Origin of the sequence: Neomelitea salexigens DSM 19753 (genome assembly GCF_000422345.1) — a bacterium.
GTDB lineage: Bacteria > Pseudomonadota > Gammaproteobacteria > Pseudomonadales > Spongiibacteraceae > Spongiibacter > Spongiibacter marinus_A.
The window spans coordinates 78962-94960 of sequence record NZ_AULP01000009.1 but is presented as its reverse complement, the minus strand read 5'-3'; the positions used below and the strand labels follow the sequence as shown (position 1 = coordinate 94960).

Here is a 15999-nt window from a genome sequence, read left to right as displayed (position 1 = left end):
GATCAGTAATTATCAGTGGTGATGGTGCTCCATTGACTGGCCAGCACCATCATTCGCCCCCGAGTGACCACCGTGGGAACCAAACAGGGTCGACGCGGAAAAGATCGCCCACAGGATCATTAACACCGCAACGGTATTTCGAAAAAAGGTGTTGCGCAGCCATTCCAGAGCACTGCGCTGCGCGGCGCTGACCGCCAACATCGCCGGAAGCGTGCCCAGGCCAAAGAAAAACATCAATGCCGACGCCTGCGACGCGCTGCCACTGGTACTGGCCCACGCCAAGCTGCTGTATATCAGCCCACAGGGCAAAAAGCCCCACAGCACACCCAGCGCCAGGGCTTTGGGCAAACGATCAGCCGGCAGTAGCTTCACAGTAAGCGGCTGGATACGCCGCCAAATTTTTGCGCCGCCGCGTTCAATAAGACCACCACCGCGCCACCAGCCTGCCAGCGCGACGGCGACCATAATCAGTAGCGCGCTCGCCAATAATCGCAATGCCTTGCCAACGACCATAAATTCCGCGCCAAGCCACGCGGCAATACCGCCGCCGATCGCGCCAATGAGTGCGTAGCTGCTGATCCGGCCAAGTTGAAAGCCCAGCATTAAGATTGGCGACCGCCCCGCGCTGGACGCCGCGCTCAGTGCGCTGATAGCGCCGCACATTCCCAAGCAATGCGGGCTGCCCATCAAGCCGAGCATAAACGCCGCGGTGTAATTGATATTACTGGGATCAATCATCGTTTTTATCTGCGCGCGTATTGCGGCGTTCATCATCGTAGAGAATCCGCTGCGCCTCGCGGTCAAGATCGTCAAATTGACGATGATTCACCGCCCAAAAAAAGAGTGCGCAAATGGCGACGAAAAACACCAACGCGACCGGAAGTAGAATATATAAACTAGACACTGGCCAACTCCACATGCTGAGCGTTCAGCGATCGCTGCTGTTCTTGCCTATCCAGGCGCAGGGCATTTAACACCACAACCAGCGAGCTCAACGACATACCTATTGCTGCTAACCACGGTGGCACCAAGCCCGCTGCGGCTGCCGGCAAGGCCGTGCCGTTATACAGCAAGGCCCAGAATATATTTTGTCGAAGAATACGCCCCATCTTGGCTGATTTGGTAAACAACAACTCGATCAAGCTTAAGCGATCACTCAATAGCGCCACATCTGCACAGGAGCGCGTCAGATCACTCGCCCCCGCCATCGCCACTGAGACATCGGCGGCGGCAATAACCGGCGCATCATTGACGCCGTCACCGACCATAAGCACCGTGCCGCCCATCGCCTGCAATGAGCTAATACGCGCCAGCTTATCGGCTGCCGTGCAGCCCGCTTGATACTCATCAAAGCCCAGCGAGTTGGCCAGAACGGCGACTTGATCAGAGCTGTCACCGCTTAACAACACACTGCGCACACCGCGCTGCTTTAAAAAGGCCAGCGCTTGCGCAGCGCCTTCACGCAGGGTGTCCTCAAGGAAAAAACGCGCCGCAAGTTTGCCGTTTTTAGCAAGGTACACAGTCATCAGCTCATCGCTGTCACCTTGCTCGGCAAGTCCGCAAAACTCACGTCGGCCAATTTTATAGCTGTCGCCATCAATAACGGCGCTAATTCCCTGCCCTGCCTGCAATTCCAGCTGACTGGGCGCCAGTGCTATCAGCGTATACCCCGCAGCACTGAGGGCATCGACTGAAAAAGCCTCGGCAATAGGGTGGCTGGATGGGGCTTCAAGTGCGGCGGCAATACTCAGCGCCTGGCATTGGTCTAACTCGCCCGCAAGCTCCACTTTCAACAGCCGAGGACGACCCTCGGTAAGGGTGCCGGTTTTATCAAAAATAACGTGGCTGATGCCTGCCAAATTCTCAAGCACCGCCGCATTGGCAACCAAGGCTCCGCGACGACGCAGGCCGCTGACCGCCGCAGAATAACTGCTGGGCGTTGCCAGCGACAATGCACAGGGACAACTCACCACCAACACCGCAAGCGCGGTGAGAAAAGCGCTGTGACCAGGGTTGAAAGACCAATAGGTATAGGCCGTCGCTGCGCAGAACAACACAAACAAGGTGAAGTAGCCACTGATCCGATCGGCGAGCTCAGCTATAGGGGGTTTAGCAAGACGCGCACTGTCGAGCAACTGATCAATTTGCGACAAGCGACTTTGCTCTGGGTGGCCCTGAAGACGAAGGCACAAGCTGCCATCAATATTGTGGCTACCCGCCAGTACGGTATCGCCGGGCACTTTACTGCGCGGCATAAACTCGCCGGTGAAGGCGCTATCTTCAACACTACTCTGACCGCTGACAACCACACCATCTACGGGCACCAGCTCACCGGGCTGCACCAGCAGCTCATCGCCGTCCTGGAGTGCCGACAGCGCCACCCACTGGTTTGCACCGTCGGGCGAAACTTTCCTGGCGGTAAGGGGGAGTAACGGTCGAATCGAGGATTCGCGGCGCAGCTGCACCGCATTTTGCAGGTAGCGGCTGAGCAGCAAGAAAAAGCAAAACATGCTCACTGTATCGAAATAGACGTGACCTTCCCCGCTCACCGTCGCCCTTAGGCTGGCACCATAGGCGGCGAGCATCGCGATGGAAACCGGCACATCCATGCCCGCTCGGCCGGCCTTGATACCCCGCCACGCGCCGGAAAAAAACGGTTGTGCGGAATACAAAATCACTGGCGTGGCAATCGCCAAACTAAACCAGCGCAGCAATTGCCGGATATCGGTGTCGATGCCTTGAAAGTCGCCAGCGTAAAGTGCGATGGCCGTCATCATTAACTGCATCATCGCCACGCCAGCCAAACCAAGGCGCCTTAACAGGCTTTTCTGTCCTTCTTGCAGCTGCTGGAGATGGGCCTCAGCGGACCAGGGTTGAACGCCATAGCCGAGCTGATGAACCGACGCAAAAATCTCGCTGAGCTGAACCTGGGCGGGACGCCATTCTACAGTTGCCATGCCGCGCTGCAAATTGACACGGACTGCGTTGACACCATCGATTGCACCGAGGCGGTTTTCGATCAACCAGGCGCAGGCCGCACAATGCATATCACTGACACTGAGCTGGCTCTGCCAACATTCACCATCGGGGTGGGAGAACTGCTCGAATACCGCGGGGGAGTCGTATTGCAGATAATCTTCAGCGCTGGCCGCAGGGCGGTTAGCTTGCTGGCCCCGCATTCGGTAGTAGTCGTCCAGACCCGCTCCCAATATGCATTCCGACACTGCGACGCAGGCCGGGCAGCACATCAACCGCTCTTGGCCATCGATAATTAAGCTGTAACGGCCTTTCGCTGGCAACGGCTCACCGCAATGAAAGCAGCTTGTCTCAGCCACCGATACGGCTCACCAATAGGGCGTCCCGCCGGCTGCTCAAATCGACCTCACCCTTTAAGCGCCAACTTTCCGCCTCGGGCAAACCGACACTCTGCAAGGTCAGATACCAACGTCCCTGCACAAGCGTATCGACATCAACGCGATAGCCGCGCTGAGATTCCCGAGACAACACCACACTGTGATCAAGCTCCTGGCTGGTCGGGTGTTGTAGCAGCAACTGCACATGGTCTGGCCAGGACACGGTATTGCCGGAGAGTTCGAGGAGAATACTGCCACCCGAAGCAAAATCGATCGCCGCCGAGATATTGCTCTCCGCGGCGCGGCGATCCTGCGACAAGCGCTGGTTAATCGCCAAACCTTCTTTGTAGTAATCGTCGGCAACCAGGTTATCGGCGTGCTTCATCGAAATGGCGACGGTGGACAGCCCCGCCACCACGACAGCGCCTGGCAGTACGATTAAGAACCACGGCCAAAATTGGCGATACCAAGGGGTGTTAGCGGCGGCATTCATAGGCAAAATTTAACCTTAACGCTGAGGAACCGGACCAAAGAAACTGCTTTCAACTTCGGCAACACTATTCTCCTTGTCCATTTGTCGTACGCTGATCGTGATCGGCGAACGACTGGAAGGAAGGCTGTCTGCGCGAGCCTGCAGTCGCATTGGTAAGTCTAAGAGTTCCCCGGATTGTAAACTGATTTCCTGCTTGTGGAAGTTTTCGAAGTTTATCTCACTCTCGACAACGACCTGATAGCGATGTTCCTGCTGCGTTTTATTCGCGATCTTTACGGTGTAGCTATTTTCAATCATGCCGTCCTGCACTTCGGTGAATAGCGCCTGACGGTCGCGCAGCACGCTTAATTCAATCACATCGCGATCAGCAATATTATAGGCTAACAGCCCCACCATCAGGGTCATCGCTACCACATAACCCAGCAGGCGCGGACGCATGATATGGGTCTTCTTACCCTTCAAGCTATTTTCCGTTGCGTAGCGAATCAGCCCGGGCTCGTAACCCATTTTATCCATTACCGAGTTACAGGCATCCACACACAAGGCACAGCCAATACACTCGTATTGAAGACCATCGCGAATATCGATCCCGGTAGGACAGACTTGCACACACAACTGGCAATCTATGCAATCACCCAGGCCAACGTCCTGGGATTGCGCTTCCCGTTTCCTTGAGCCACGGGGTTCACCGCGCTTACTGTCGTAACTGATAATTAGCGTGTCGGGGTCGAACATCGCTGATTGAAAGCGCGCGTAAGGACACATATACATGCACACTTGCTCACGCATCCAACCGGCATTGAGGTAAGTCGCGGCGGTAAAGAACGCGATCCAGAAGAAAGCCCAGCCATTCGCTGAGAGGTCAATAAAGTCGACGGCAAGCTCTCGAACGGGGGTAAAGTAGCCGACAAAGGTGAAGCCGGTTAAAAATGCAAAGCCCAGCCACATGGCGTGTTTGTACGCCTTCTTGCGCAGCTTTTCGAAGGACCAGGGCGCCGCGTCAAGCTTGATACGCTGGTTCCGCGTCCCCTCAGCCTTCTGCTCCATCCACATAAAGATACTGGTCCATACGGTCTGCGGGCAGCTGTAGCCGCACCACACCCGACCAGCGAGGTTAGTCACCGCGAAAAGACCAAAGGCAGCGATGATCAATACCCAGGCCAACATCGTCATGTCTTGTGGCCAAAAGGTGAGTCCGAGAACATGGAATTGCCGCGCGGGCAGGTCAAACAGGACCGACTGACGGCCATCCCAATTCAACCACGGTAGAATGATATAGCCCAACAACAGCGGCCAACCGGTGAATACGCGAATGCGCTGATAAAACCCTTCAATTGCGCGAGTGTATATTTTTTCTCGCTTTTGGTAGAGGTCGATTTCCCCAACTTCCGCCGGGACTACAATTTCTACCGCAAGGTTTTCTGGGTTTGTTTCACGCCCGCCAGCCGGTTGCCGCTCCTGAGTGTTCATAGCAGATTATGGTTCCTCTTCTGCAAGCTGATAAACATAGGCACTGAGTAGGTGGATCTTCGCTGCGCTCAAATTGTCTGCATGAGCGGGCATCTTTCCTGACCGGCCATTGGCGATGCTGTGGATAATCTTGCCGGTGTCACCACCGTATAGCCAAGTGTCGTCATTCAGTCGGGGGGCACCCATCGCGATATTGCCCTCGCCCGATGCACCGTGACAGCCGGCACACAGCATGGTGAACTTCTCGCGCGATTCGGCATGCTCCGCAGAAGCGCTCGCCTGAGCATCGCGTAAGCTTTGCACGTAAGCCGCCATCGACTTGACACCCTCGGCACCGAGTACTGACTGCCAACCAGGCATCATGCCGCTACGACCATCGCGAATAGAGTGAGCAATTTGATCCGGGCTGCCTCCGTACAACCAGTCGTTGTCAGCCAAGTTCGGAAAGCCGTAGCTTCCTTTTGCATCATTGCCGTGGCAAATCGCACAGTTGTTGGCGAACACCCGCTTGGCAATGCGCATCGCTTTGGGGTCGGCAACCAAGGCCTCGGCATCTTTTTCCATAAACTCAGCGTAGAGCGCTTCGTTTTTTTGCTTTGCAGCATCCACATTGCCCTGCCACTGCGAAACCGATGTCCAATTCAACAGTCCGGGGAATTTGCCCATGCCAGGGTAGGCCAACAGGTAACCCGCACCAAACACCATGCTGAGCACAAACATCTTGATCCACCACGATGGCATAGGATTATCGTATTCCTCGATACCATCGTAAATGTGACCTGTTGTCGCACCGTCTTTGGGTTGATTGATCTTGCGATTTGAGAGCAGAAGCCATGCCAAAAGCACATAGGAGACCGCCGTTAAGACAATGATCCAGCCACTCCAAAAATCACTCATCTCGGCTCTCCTGCTTGGCTTTACTTTCGTCTACAAATGGCAGCTGAGCTGCTTCGTCATACATCGATTTACGGCTTCTTCTATACACGTTGAAACACACACCCATGAATGCCAGGAACAGCAACAACGTTGATAACGCACGCAGATTGTCTTGATCAAACATACATCCTCCTCAACGTTTGTACTTGATTAGTGTTCCCAGCTGCTGCAAGTAGGCAACCATGGCGTCGATCTCTTTCTTACCTTCCACTTGCGAGGCCGCTGTGGCGATGTCGTCATCGGTGTAGGGCACACCCACTTTGCGCAGTGCTCGCATTTTCTTCCCTACTTCATCGCCATCGATCTCGTTCTTAAACAGCCAGGGGTACGACGGCATAATGGATTCAGGCACGACATCGCGCGGGTTGTACAAGTGAGCACGGTGCCACTCGTCGCTATAACGTCCACCTAGACGTGCCAGATCAGGCCCTGTTCGCTTGGAGCCCCACAGGAAGGGGTGTTCGTAAACAGATTCACCGGCAACAGAGTAGTGACCATAGCGCTCTGTTTCAGAGCGCATAGGGCGAACCATTTGCGAATGACATACGTGGCAGCCTTCACGGATATAGATATCTCGGCCGGTTAGCTGCATCGCGTTTAATGGCTTCAAGCCAGCAATCGGCTCTGTCGTTTGCTTTTGGAAGAAAAGCGGCACGATCTCCACCAGGGCTCCAAAACTAATGGCGACAATGATAAAAATAATCATCAAGCCGATATTTTTCTCGACGACGTCGTGATTCATGCTTCAGCCCCCGCAGTATTTGCCAGCAGTTCCTTAGTTTCTTTGCTGGAAATGGTTTTCCAAACGTTCCAAGCCATCAACAACATGCCGACCAGGAACAGGAACCCACCAAACAGCCGCACTACGTAGCCTGGGTGGCTGGCGATAACCGATTCAGCAAAGCTGTAGGTCAGGCTGCCATCGGCGTTGTAGGCGCGCCACATCAGGCCCTGAACGATGCCGTTTACCCACATGGATGCGATGTAAAGCACGGTACCGATGGTGGATAGCCAAAAGTGTGTATTGATCATATTGACGCTGTACATTTGCTTACGGTCAAAGAGCACAGGGATCAAGTGGTAAACCATGCCGATGGAAATCATCGCCACCCAGCCCAATGCGCCCGAATGAACATGACCAATCGTCCAGTCAGTGTAATGGGAAAGAGAGTTAACGGTTTTGATCGACATCATCGGACCTTCAAACGTCGACATACCGTAGAAAGAAAGCGACACAATCAGGAAGCGCAGGATGGGGTCGGTGCGCAGTTTGTGCCAGGCACCACTGAGGGTCATCATACCGTTGATCATACCGCCCCAAGAGGGTGCCAGCAGGATCAGCGACATCACCATACCCAGGCTCTGCGCCCAGTCAGGCAGCGCGGTATAGTGAAGGTGATGAGGGCCAGCCCAGATGTATACAGAGACCAACGCCCAGAAGTGAACGATCGATAGCCGATATGAGTAGACCGGACGCCCAGCCTGCTTAGGAACGAAGTAGTACATCATTCCCAAGAAGCCTGCCGTCAGGAAGAAGCCCACAGCGTTGTGCCCGTACCACCACTGGATCATGGCGTCGACAGCACCGGAGTAGGCCGAATATGACTTAGACATGCTCACTGGAATCGCGGCGCTATTGACGATGTGAAGTACCGCAATGGTCACGATAAACGCGCCGTAGAACCAGTTCGCCACATAGATATGCGACATCTTTCGGCGCATGATCGTGCCGAAAAAGAGTACCGCATAGGCCACCCAAACTACGGCGATAAGAATATCTATCGGCCATTCAAGCTCGGCATACTCCTTAGCGGAGGTAAGCCCCATTGGAAGCGTAATTGCCGCCAGCACGATGACCAGCTGCCACCCCCAAAAGACGAAGGCCGCGAGACGGTCCGACAATAGCGCCGCTTGACAGGTTCGCTGCACCACAAACAGCGAAGACCCCATCAGAGCACAGCCACCAAACGCAAATATAACCGCGTTAGTATGCAGGGGTCGCAGTCGCCCAAAACTGAGCCAGGGTGTATCGAAGTTGAGTTGCGGCCAAACCAATTGCGCTGCAATGAGGACGCCGACGGTCATTCCGACGATGCCCCATACCACAGTCATAATGGTGAATTGCCGCACCACTTTGTAGTTGTAAGTTGGATGTTCTTGCGAAGATGTCATGACAGTTCACGAACCTCAGGTGGACTATGCGCGACCCGGCAACAAGCGCCGTTCGGGCAGACATGATGGAGGTGGGTATTGTCCCAGCAGGTGGGGGCCGCAATGCTGACCCAGATCAACAGAAAGCTAAACAGACCTGCGACACTATGCCGCAGAATATTTACCTTCCTACCGACTCATTTATGCCGCTAATCAGTGAACACCGGCGTCATTCCCATATCCCAGAGAATAACCACCGCGCCCATTAGCGCCATAAATATCACCATACAGATTGCGACTACCGCCGAGGCGTACAAAAAGCCGCGCTCTTCAGGAATTCCCATCGCCAGCGGAATACCTAAATACAGCAGGTATACAGACCAACCCAAGGCCAGAATACCCAGGGTCAGATCAAACCAGAAAAGAGGAAAGAAACCGCAAAGCCCCGCAATGAAAAGCGGAGTTGCCGTGTATCCAGATAAGACGATGCCCTTGAGCACCGACGAGGAAGCGCCATAGGTCTCTGACATCCAGTGAACGAAATAACCGATCACCGCCAACGAGCCCAACATCGCAAAATAGAAGGCAATGACAATCTGCAGCGCACTGGCCTGCGTCAGGCGCACCACCTCCCCATCTCCCACTGTCCAACCCACTTGGCTGGCACCGTAGTACCATGCCACGCATGGCCCGATGGCAAGGATGATGGGGTACAGCAGTTTGGCAGCCAAACCCTCATCGCCGGCATCGGCAACCATGCGCCACTGCTTACGGGGACTGAACAAAAACCCTAAGGGATTGCTAATCATTGCACTCACAGCCTACTCACTCTTTCCGGGGAGATTTGCTGAGAGTGTACCGACCCAAAGGTGGCGGCCCTTGATCTGAGTCAAGCCTTGGGCACTACACCTTAATACGCGCGACTGCTACTACTGAAGGTTAGCGGCAGCCTTAAGGCCTTCGACATCGAGATCGCTAATTTCCTTATTGTCGATTCGAATTAAGTCTTGTTTTGCAAAACGGCTCAGAACGCGGCTTACCGTCTCGACGGTGAGCCCCAGAAAGCTGGCAATATCCGCACGCGACATCGGCAGCCTAAAAGCCGATGCTGACAGTTTACGGCGCGCCTGGCGAGCGGAGATGCTCACCAACAGCGATGCGACACGCTCGTCAGCCGTATTTTTACTGAGCAAAGTAATATGCCGCTGATCATCAACGATCTCACTACTCAATAACTTAAAAAAGTGTCGTTGAAGGTTGGGCAACTGGCCGCTGAGGTCTTCAATCTGCGAAAAAGGAATTTCACAAATCGCCGATACTTCTAATGAAACCGCGGAACTCGCATAGCGGTTTTGGCCTATACCATCCAAGCCAACAACTTCGCCCGGAAAATAAAAACCGGTGACCTGCTCTTCCCCGGCATCGGTAATGCTATATGTTTTTACAGCACCAGAGCGCACGGCAAATACAGAGGTAAACGCATCGCCTTCACGAAATATATGACGACTCTTTGGCAGTGGGCGACCGCGCTGCACAATATTATCCAGCTTAACAATTTCATCGCTTTCCAAAGCCAGCGGCAAGCAGATGCCACTTAGTCGACAATTGTTACAGCTAACAGCAGGGTTGTGTGGGCAGGCTTTGGGGGCTTCCGCGCGTCGCATGTGGTCTCCTTACACATGTCGGGGGAGAGTACTGCCGCCATTGAACGCCTTATCTCCGGGTGGGTCAAGTCTACTTTCGGCGTAGTCGCGATAAAGTTACTACACAATAAAATAGCGCGCCAAAAGGCTGTAAATCGCTACAAGGTTTTGGAATACGCTCCGCGGTGCAGAGACAACCTTTCATCAAAAAGCATACAAACATTTCGCAAAACCGCCCGCCCCGCTTCGGTTATTCTTATCCCCTCATCACTGAGTAACAACACGCCTGAATTATGAAATTCTTCCAGCGACGGCAGAGCTTCAGCAAATTTTTCTCTAAAGCTGACCTGATAACGACCGTACAACGCCTTAAAGTCCAGCTTTAAGTTACAGGCCAATTGCATAATAACGTAGCGACGAAGCATATCTTCAGCTGAAAGCTCTAAGCCGCGAGCCACCGGCAATCGCCCAGCATCAATCTCAGCGTAGTACGCTTCAAGGTCTTTCTCATTCTGGGCATAGCAGCGCCCCAAAGAGCTTATCGCCGACACCCCCATCCCCAGCACATCGGGTGAATGGCAGGTCGAATACCCCTGAAAGTTTCGTTGCAGACGGCCCTGCTGCTGATAGATGGCCAACTCGTCATCGGGCTTAACAAAATGATCCATACCAATATGCAAATACCCTGCAGCTTGCAATCGCTGGCTCGCCAGAGCAAAAATTTTCAATTTCTCTTCGCTATCCGGCATTGGGTATCTATCCATCGACTTTTGCCATTTAAAGCGCTGTGGCATATGGGCGTAATGGTAGATGGCAATTCTATCTGGCGACATGGCAATTAACGCGTCCAGCGTCGCTTTAAAGCTTTCCTCGGTCTGTAGTGGCAGGCCGTATATTAAATCTGCACTCACCGATCTAAATTTAAAACGCCGCGCCAATGACACCAGCTCGGCGATCATATCCTCACTCTGTACGCGATTAATGGCCTGTTGCACATCGGGGTTTGTATCTTGCACGCCAAAACTGACACGGTTAAAACCCAAGCCTTTAAGCAAGGCCAAATAATCCTCATCGACGCAACGCGGATCCAGCTCGATGGAAAACTCCCGGTCATCGCTGTCATCGAGATTGAAGTGGCTGGCAAGTTGGTGCACGAGCTCAGTCATTTCAGCCTTGTCCAGGTAATTGGGTGTTCCACCCCCTAGATGAAGCTGACTTACACGGCGAGACACGCCCACATGCCGTGACAGGAGCTGTAGCTCTCTATTTAAATGGTCCAGATAACGACGACTTGCTCGCGGGTCTTTGGTAATGATTTTATTGCATGCACAGTAGTAGCAGAGGCTTCGACAAAACGGAATGTGGACATATAAAGATAGCGGCGACGGGCTATTGCGAGCATCGTCAAGAAAGCGCACATAATCGCCATCGCTGAACGCTTCGCTAAAGTTCAGTGCAGTGGGGTACGAGGTGTAGCGCGGCCCCTGCACCGCATACCGTCGCACCATATCAGCAGCAATAGCAGTGGCGTTATCAAATTCTCTTGCGATGGCAGTCGGCATGTATATTCCCTTCAATACTACTGTTTGAATGTACCAGAGTAAGACGCATGCTCAGGCGTAAATGTCGATAAATAGTCATCTCGCTCATGCTGACCAAGCGGCCCGATGACGGCATCTACCTCGCGCTCAATCGCCTGCCAATCAGCGTCGCCAAACAACTCTCCAGCCATCTGAAAGATGCCTCGCTCTTCATGAATGTGCGATATCTGACGACTGTGATAATGCTTACTTAAGCGAATAATTGCCGGCCGGACAGGCTTTTCACTCAGCCGTAATTCAGAAAATATCAACGACAGCTGATCACTCAAGGCCTCTAGCATGCCGTGGTCTCGCAGCACATTCTCCACGGCGTATTGATTCACTCCGGGCTTGGTGAGCAGCTGCCTAAAAATGATATCTTCAATGGGGTGGTGCCATACTTCGGGGTAGATTTGGATGTAATCCAGGCAACGCATCATTGCGTCAATATCTGCCGGCGCATCATGTAAGCCGAAATAGCTCTCAATTTGATGATTGAGGTCATACAGCATTCGCTGCATGCGCTGATGGTCCGTTTCCAACTGCAAAAAAATGGGATGCATGGCCCGCTCCATATTATTCTAGCCAAGGCATCATAATATGCGGCAACGCCATTCCCATTGACCTGAATCAACAGTGATGAGGGAGATCAGCTTATCGGCGCGACAAGCTCACAGAAAAAGGAAAAAGAGAAAAAAGCCGGGCGGTGATACCCGGCGAGGGTAATTCTACGACTGTTTGGGGCCACCATTTTCACCGGGCCAGCGAGAGCCGCCGATGGTGTCAGCAAAGGGCATAAAGCCCTCGGGGTCCAGCGGGCCTTCGAGCGTGATACGGCGGTCGAGGAAAATCGGCGTCCACAGCCATGCCTCTGCCTCCGTTCGCATAGGCAGTTTGCTGGCCAGAGGGTCCCAAGGGCTGTCATTTAGGGTGACCTGGCCCTGCAATTTCTCGATATGCGCCGTGCCGTATTTTGCGTAAACACGCACAACATGAGGCGGGAAATCCCAGCTGGGGTTTTCCATATCCACACCGCGCAGGTGTTTTATCCACCACTCGTTCGTTTCGTGCTCAGGGGGAATCTCGCCCTCACCGGTAACCTGCCCCTTAAACTCCAGGAAGGTATATCCGCGGTGGCTTACCTTTGCTGATACATAGTCCATCAAGCGGAAGTACTGGGTCTCTCCGTAATACTTCGGCTGCCCCCAGCGCTCGTGACTACCGTAAATTGCCGCCTCCTGATCGATGGCAATACCCAGGGTGTACTCGCCTTCAATGCCATTGTAGTTAGCGTCAACGTTGACCACGCAACCATACTCGGGCTCATTTAATACTGGGAAGTTATAAATGGTAATGGTCACGCCCGGTTCTTTACCTGGCTCAATACCCGGCGGTAAAAGTTTCGCTATCGCCTCAGCGTCCGTTTTATAGCGAATTTTTAGCATCGGCCAGTTGAGAATATCGCCGGGTTTACCCATAGGGGCGTTGGAGTCAGTCATGGTAGTTATTCCTCATTATTATGGTTTTGGGACGGGTTGAGCACCGCGATCTACACCGCGTAGAATTGCTCAAACCACTTACGGTATTTTGCGATCGGGCCATCGCCATCACACAGAGTAGGTTGCTCCAGATACACCTTGTTCTCCCAAATAGGGATATCCTGACCGACTTGGCGAACGATCTCGTCGCGGAAGGCATTGGCATATAGGTTGTGCTCACCACTCTGCTGTTTAGGCATAGAGAAGTTAAAGCGCATGTGAATGTTCTGGTCGTCGATAGGTGTGATAGTGCCCATCATGACAATATCGAACATGCGAGAGAATTTTTGGTAGGTTTGTCCCGGGCCAAATGAATAGGTTTCCAAGCGTCCCTGGTCATAATTCTCGCCACTCAGGTCTACATTGCCCTCTTCATCAATGGCGTGTTGTAGGCTGTCCATCAGCGTGCTGCGCTTGTAACCATCGATGGTGACGTGGCCATCCGGCATTTCCGGAGAGTCGTGAACGGTCACAAAATGCGCGATGTCCACGGCATTTTCACCGGTCTCCTGAATGATAGAGTTAATCTGCCAGTCGAAGACATCCATCTCCGTCCACTCGTCGGAGTGCAGCTCGGCGTGGCGCTCAACCTCCCACAGCGGCGCCACCCCTTGGGGGTGATACCAGGCCCAAATCATTTGATTCAGTTCAACCACAGGATAGTTGCCAATGGCCTGCTTGCCATCGACTTTCGGCGGCATATTTTTCGCGTAGGGCACCTTGGTACAAAAGCCCTCGCCGTTAAATTCCCAGGCGTGGAAGGGACAGGCGATGCTTTCCCCCTTCACCTGACCACCGTGCCCCAAGTGGGCACCCAAGTGCGGGCAGTGGGCGTCTAGCAATACTGCCTCACCCGATTCAGTGCGAAACAGCACCAGGTCTCGGCCGAAATACTTCAGCGGCTTCACATCCTTAGGGGCGAGCTCTTTGCTGTATTCAATGGCAAACCAGCCACATGGGATGGGCTTCTTATATCTATTATTCATTCTCCCTCCTGACCCTTCTCTCAAAAAAGGTAACCGTGATGTAAAAAAAGTATACGGTTTCCCTATTTCGGTCAAGCGAGAGCAGCGGAGAAATGATTACTGATTGGTAAGGCAGGAAGATAAGAACACTGGCCACCACTGCTGGGGCCAGCGTAAAGGGACGTTTTAAGCGAGCATACTGCTTAGAATAAAGGCAAGTAATTCACGGTAGCGGGTTTCCGAATCATAATCCTCATCGTGAACCCAGTTCAGCGTAATGGCATTAAACATGCCCACCGTCATTTCCGCACAAAACACCGGGCTCAGCCCCGGCTTTAAGTCTTTGCTATTGCGCTCATACAGTCGAAGAAAACTGCTGTTTATAAACGCCAGCTGACTGGCACCTTGGCTGATGTTAGCTGACATGGTGCCAACCGAATAGGCAATCAGCTCTCGCTCAACGCCTCCTGCCAGCTGCTCCCGGTTAATAAATACCTCAACGATGTGGCTGAGTTGTTGTTCAAGAGACTTACCACTGTCCAACACTTCGTCAATAAGCTGGTCAGTCCGCTGCAACAACTCAGCCTGACACAGCTCCACCATGAGATCGTGTTTGGTCGCGTAATAGTTATAGAAGGTCTTCTTGGCGATATCCACGCAGTCACAGATAGCGTCAATCGTCAGCCCCTCAACACCGTGACGACCGATCAAACGCAGTGTTTCTTTGCGAATGGTGTCGCGCACGGCTTTCTTTTTGCGCTCTCGCCGCCCAAGCTGACTCGCTGGCACCGATGATTCTCCCATCTCTGTCAAAGCATCGAATGGTAGCGTAAGCCGGTCCATCAAGCGAATGCCTCCTACAGTACGTTCGGCGGCGTTGGTGTAACCCCATTTAGAATGCCCTGGGTGCGCTCAATAAAGGCAGCTCTGGACTTCTCCGACATTGGCGTAATCCAAAACTTGTCTTCGCGCAGCCCGTTGAGCGCAAACGCAGCAACTTCATCCGGCTCGGTGGTTTTCAACTCCATATCGTATTGCGCCATGATCGCCTTCATATCATCGACCGAGTGAATACCCGAATCGGGCTTGTTCGGGTCGACGGGCAAATCCTCTGGGCGATTGCGCTCAGAGTTAAAGATGCCGGTATTCACCACATGCGGGCCGGGGAACAGGGCATTGACCTTCACCGGCGATTGCTGGGCCTGCAACTGAAAATGCAGGTTTTCCGTAATCGCCTGCGCCGCTGCCTTGGTCGCGGTGTAGATCGGTGTGTCTGGCAGCACCAAAAAGGCACCATTCCCTGAGCCCGTCACCACAAAGTGCGCCTCTTCACCTTGCTCCACCAAGCGCGGGACGAAGGCGTTAATGGTGTTGATCAAGCCCCAGGTATTTACCCGAAAGCCCCACTCCCAATCATTGGCGCTGTACTCCCACATATTGCCACCTTCGCCCGTCCCCACACCGGCGTTTGCAAAAACGAGGTGCACGGAAGAAAAGTGTGTAAACGCCGCCTCAGCGAGGGCCGCCATCGACTCCGGCTGCGTAACATCGGCGCGTTGCGCTAAACACTGGGCTCCGCGCTCCTCCAATTCCGCTTTGCAGCGCTGCAAGGCATTTTCTTCGATGTCTGCAATCACCAGTCTGGCGCCTTCATCGGCAAGCGCGAGCGCCAATGCGCGCCCCACACCACTGGCCCCGCCGGTTATTACCGCTACCTTGTCTGTAAAGTTTTGCATTACTGCTCCTTATTGTTATCGCCGCGACGCGCGGTAATTAAAAATAATGTCACTTGAGAATAAAAATACACGGTAGTATATTTTTTCGCAAACAGCGCAGTATTTCGCGTGCCTTGGCGGCGGCGTTTAACAAT

General features: G+C 53.4%; 17 protein-coding genes. All 17 read right to left on the bottom strand.

Annotated elements, in window-relative coordinates; all coding sequences use genetic code 11:
* Positions 1-12: 12 nt before the first annotated feature.
* The 17 genes from H573_RS18255 to H573_RS0113180 all read right to left on the bottom strand — a co-directional run bounded on the left by H573_RS18255 (position 13) and on the right by H573_RS0113180 (position 15865).
* Positions 13-738, bottom strand: a complete 726-nt coding sequence (locus H573_RS18255; protein ID WP_051171303.1) for a sulfite exporter TauE/SafE family protein — start codon at positions 736-738, stop codon at positions 13-15.
* Positions 731-904 (bottom strand): cbb3-type cytochrome oxidase assembly protein CcoS, encoded by a 174-nt coding sequence (ccoS, locus tag H573_RS19380; protein WP_084498080.1) that lies wholly within the window; start codon positions 902-904, stop codon positions 731-733. The genes H573_RS18255 and ccoS overlap by 8 nt, the downstream gene beginning before the upstream one ends.
* Positions 897-3335 (bottom strand): heavy metal translocating P-type ATPase, encoded by a 2439-nt coding sequence (locus H573_RS18250; RefSeq protein ID WP_036256787.1) that lies wholly within the window; start codon positions 3333-3335, stop codon positions 897-899. The genes ccoS and H573_RS18250 overlap by 8 nt, the downstream gene beginning before the upstream one ends.
* On the bottom strand, positions 3328-3846 hold the full coding sequence (locus tag H573_RS18245; RefSeq protein WP_036256785.1) for a FixH family protein: 519 nt from the start codon (positions 3844-3846) through the stop codon (positions 3328-3330). Before H573_RS18245 ends, H573_RS18250 begins: the two co-directional genes overlap by 8 nt.
* Before the next feature lie 15 nt (positions 3847-3861).
* Positions 3862-5316 carry a cytochrome c oxidase accessory protein CcoG gene (ccoG, locus tag H573_RS0113240; protein WP_084498079.1) on the bottom strand — a complete coding sequence of 485 codons (1455 nt, stop codon included), beginning with the start codon at positions 5314-5316 and terminating at the stop codon, positions 3862-3864.
* 6 nt (positions 5317-5322) lie between these two features.
* On the bottom strand, positions 5323-6213 hold the full coding sequence (gene ccoP, locus H573_RS0113235; RefSeq protein WP_027874687.1) for a cytochrome-c oxidase, cbb3-type subunit III: 891 nt from the start codon (positions 6211-6213) through the stop codon (positions 5323-5325).
* Entirely contained in the window at positions 6206-6376 is a 171-nt protein-coding gene (locus H573_RS19375) for a cbb3-type cytochrome oxidase subunit 3 (protein ID WP_084498078.1), read from the bottom strand. Before H573_RS19375 ends, ccoP begins: the two co-directional genes overlap by 8 nt.
* Before the next feature lie 9 nt (positions 6377-6385).
* Positions 6386-6994: a cytochrome-c oxidase, cbb3-type subunit II gene (ccoO, locus tag H573_RS0113225; protein ID WP_027874686.1), complete on the bottom strand. Its 609-nt coding sequence runs from the start codon at positions 6992-6994 to the stop codon at positions 6386-6388.
* Positions 6991-8424 carry a cytochrome-c oxidase, cbb3-type subunit I gene (gene ccoN / locus H573_RS18240; protein WP_036256783.1) on the bottom strand — a complete coding sequence of 478 codons (1434 nt, stop codon included), beginning with the start codon at positions 8422-8424 and terminating at the stop codon, positions 6991-6993. Before ccoN ends, ccoO begins: the two co-directional genes overlap by 4 nt.
* A gap of 188 nt (positions 8425-8612) precedes the next feature.
* Positions 8613-9212, bottom strand: coding sequence for a Yip1 family protein (locus tag H573_RS0113215; protein ID WP_027874685.1), 600 nt, complete (start codon positions 9210-9212; stop codon positions 8613-8615).
* Positions 9213-9332: 120 nt separating this feature from the next.
* Positions 9333-10067 carry a fumarate/nitrate reduction transcriptional regulator Fnr gene (gene fnr / locus H573_RS0113210; RefSeq protein WP_027874684.1) on the bottom strand — a complete coding sequence of 245 codons (735 nt, stop codon included), beginning with the start codon at positions 10065-10067 and terminating at the stop codon, positions 9333-9335.
* 137 nt (positions 10068-10204) lie between these two features.
* Positions 10205-11608 carry an oxygen-independent coproporphyrinogen III oxidase gene (hemN, locus tag H573_RS0113205; RefSeq protein ID WP_051171302.1) on the bottom strand — a complete coding sequence of 468 codons (1404 nt, stop codon included), beginning with the start codon at positions 11606-11608 and terminating at the stop codon, positions 10205-10207.
* A gap of 17 nt (positions 11609-11625) precedes the next feature.
* Positions 11626-12189, bottom strand: a complete 564-nt coding sequence (locus tag H573_RS0113200) for a hemerythrin domain-containing protein (RefSeq protein WP_154653901.1) — start codon at positions 12187-12189, stop codon at positions 11626-11628.
* A 165-nt stretch (positions 12190-12354) separates the two neighbouring features.
* A complete protein-coding gene (locus H573_RS0113195; protein WP_027874681.1) occupies positions 12355-13125 on the bottom strand; it encodes an acetoacetate decarboxylase family protein in 771 nt (256 codons plus the stop codon).
* 50 nt (positions 13126-13175) lie between these two features.
* A complete protein-coding gene (locus H573_RS0113190; protein WP_027874680.1) occupies positions 13176-14150 on the bottom strand; it encodes a Rieske 2Fe-2S domain-containing protein in 975 nt (324 codons plus the stop codon).
* A gap of 165 nt (positions 14151-14315) precedes the next feature.
* Positions 14316-14972 (bottom strand): TetR/AcrR family transcriptional regulator, encoded by a 657-nt coding sequence (locus H573_RS0113185; RefSeq protein WP_234701876.1) that lies wholly within the window; start codon positions 14970-14972, stop codon positions 14316-14318.
* Between the two features lie 14 nt (positions 14973-14986).
* On the bottom strand, positions 14987-15865 hold the full coding sequence (locus H573_RS0113180) for an SDR family NAD(P)-dependent oxidoreductase (RefSeq protein WP_027874678.1): 879 nt from the start codon (positions 15863-15865) through the stop codon (positions 14987-14989).
* Positions 15866-15999: the final 134 nt, after the last annotated feature.

Coding starts and splice junctions, on each gene's coding strand:
- H573_RS18255 (WP_051171303.1), bottom strand. CDS start 738: ATGATTGATCCCAGTAATATCAATTACACCGCGGCGTTTATGCTCGGC.
- H573_RS18245 (WP_036256785.1), bottom strand. CDS start 3,846: ATGAATGCCGCCGCTAACACCCCTTGGTATCGCCAATTTTGGCCGTGG.
- ccoG (WP_084498079.1), bottom strand. CDS start 5,316: ATGAACACTCAGGAGCGGCAACCGGCTGGCGGGCGTGAAACAAACCCA.
- ccoP (WP_027874687.1), bottom strand. CDS start 6,213: ATGAGTGATTTTTGGAGTGGCTGGATCATTGTCTTAACGGCGGTCTCC.
- H573_RS19375 (WP_084498078.1), bottom strand. CDS start 6,376: ATGTTTGATCAAGACAATCTGCGTGCGTTATCAACGTTGTTGCTGTTC.
- ccoO (WP_027874686.1), bottom strand. CDS start 6,994: ATGAATCACGACGTCGTCGAGAAAAATATCGGCTTGATGATTATTTTT.
- ccoN (WP_036256783.1), bottom strand. CDS start 8,424: ATGACATCTTCGCAAGAACATCCAACTTACAACTACAAAGTGGTGCGG.
- H573_RS0113215 (WP_027874685.1), bottom strand. CDS start 9,212: ATGATTAGCAATCCCTTAGGGTTTTTGTTCAGTCCCCGTAAGCAGTGG.
- fnr (WP_027874684.1), bottom strand. CDS start 10,067: ATGCGACGCGCGGAAGCCCCCAAAGCCTGCCCACACAACCCTGCTGTT.
- hemN (WP_051171302.1), bottom strand. CDS start 11,608: ATGCCGACTGCCATCGCAAGAGAATTTGATAACGCCACTGCTATTGCT.
- H573_RS0113200 (WP_154653901.1), bottom strand. CDS start 12,189: ATGCATCCCATTTTTTTGCAGTTGGAAACGGACCATCAGCGCATGCAG.
- H573_RS0113195 (WP_027874681.1), bottom strand. CDS start 13,125: ATGACTGACTCCAACGCCCCTATGGGTAAACCCGGCGATATTCTCAAC.
- H573_RS0113190 (WP_027874680.1), bottom strand. CDS start 14,150: ATGAATAATAGATATAAGAAGCCCATCCCATGTGGCTGGTTTGCCATT.
- H573_RS0113185 (WP_234701876.1), bottom strand. CDS start 14,972: ATGGACCGGCTTACGCTACCATTCGATGCTTTGACAGAGATGGGAGAA.
- H573_RS0113180 (WP_027874678.1), bottom strand. CDS start 15,865: ATGCAAAACTTTACAGACAAGGTAGCGGTAATAACCGGCGGGGCCAGT.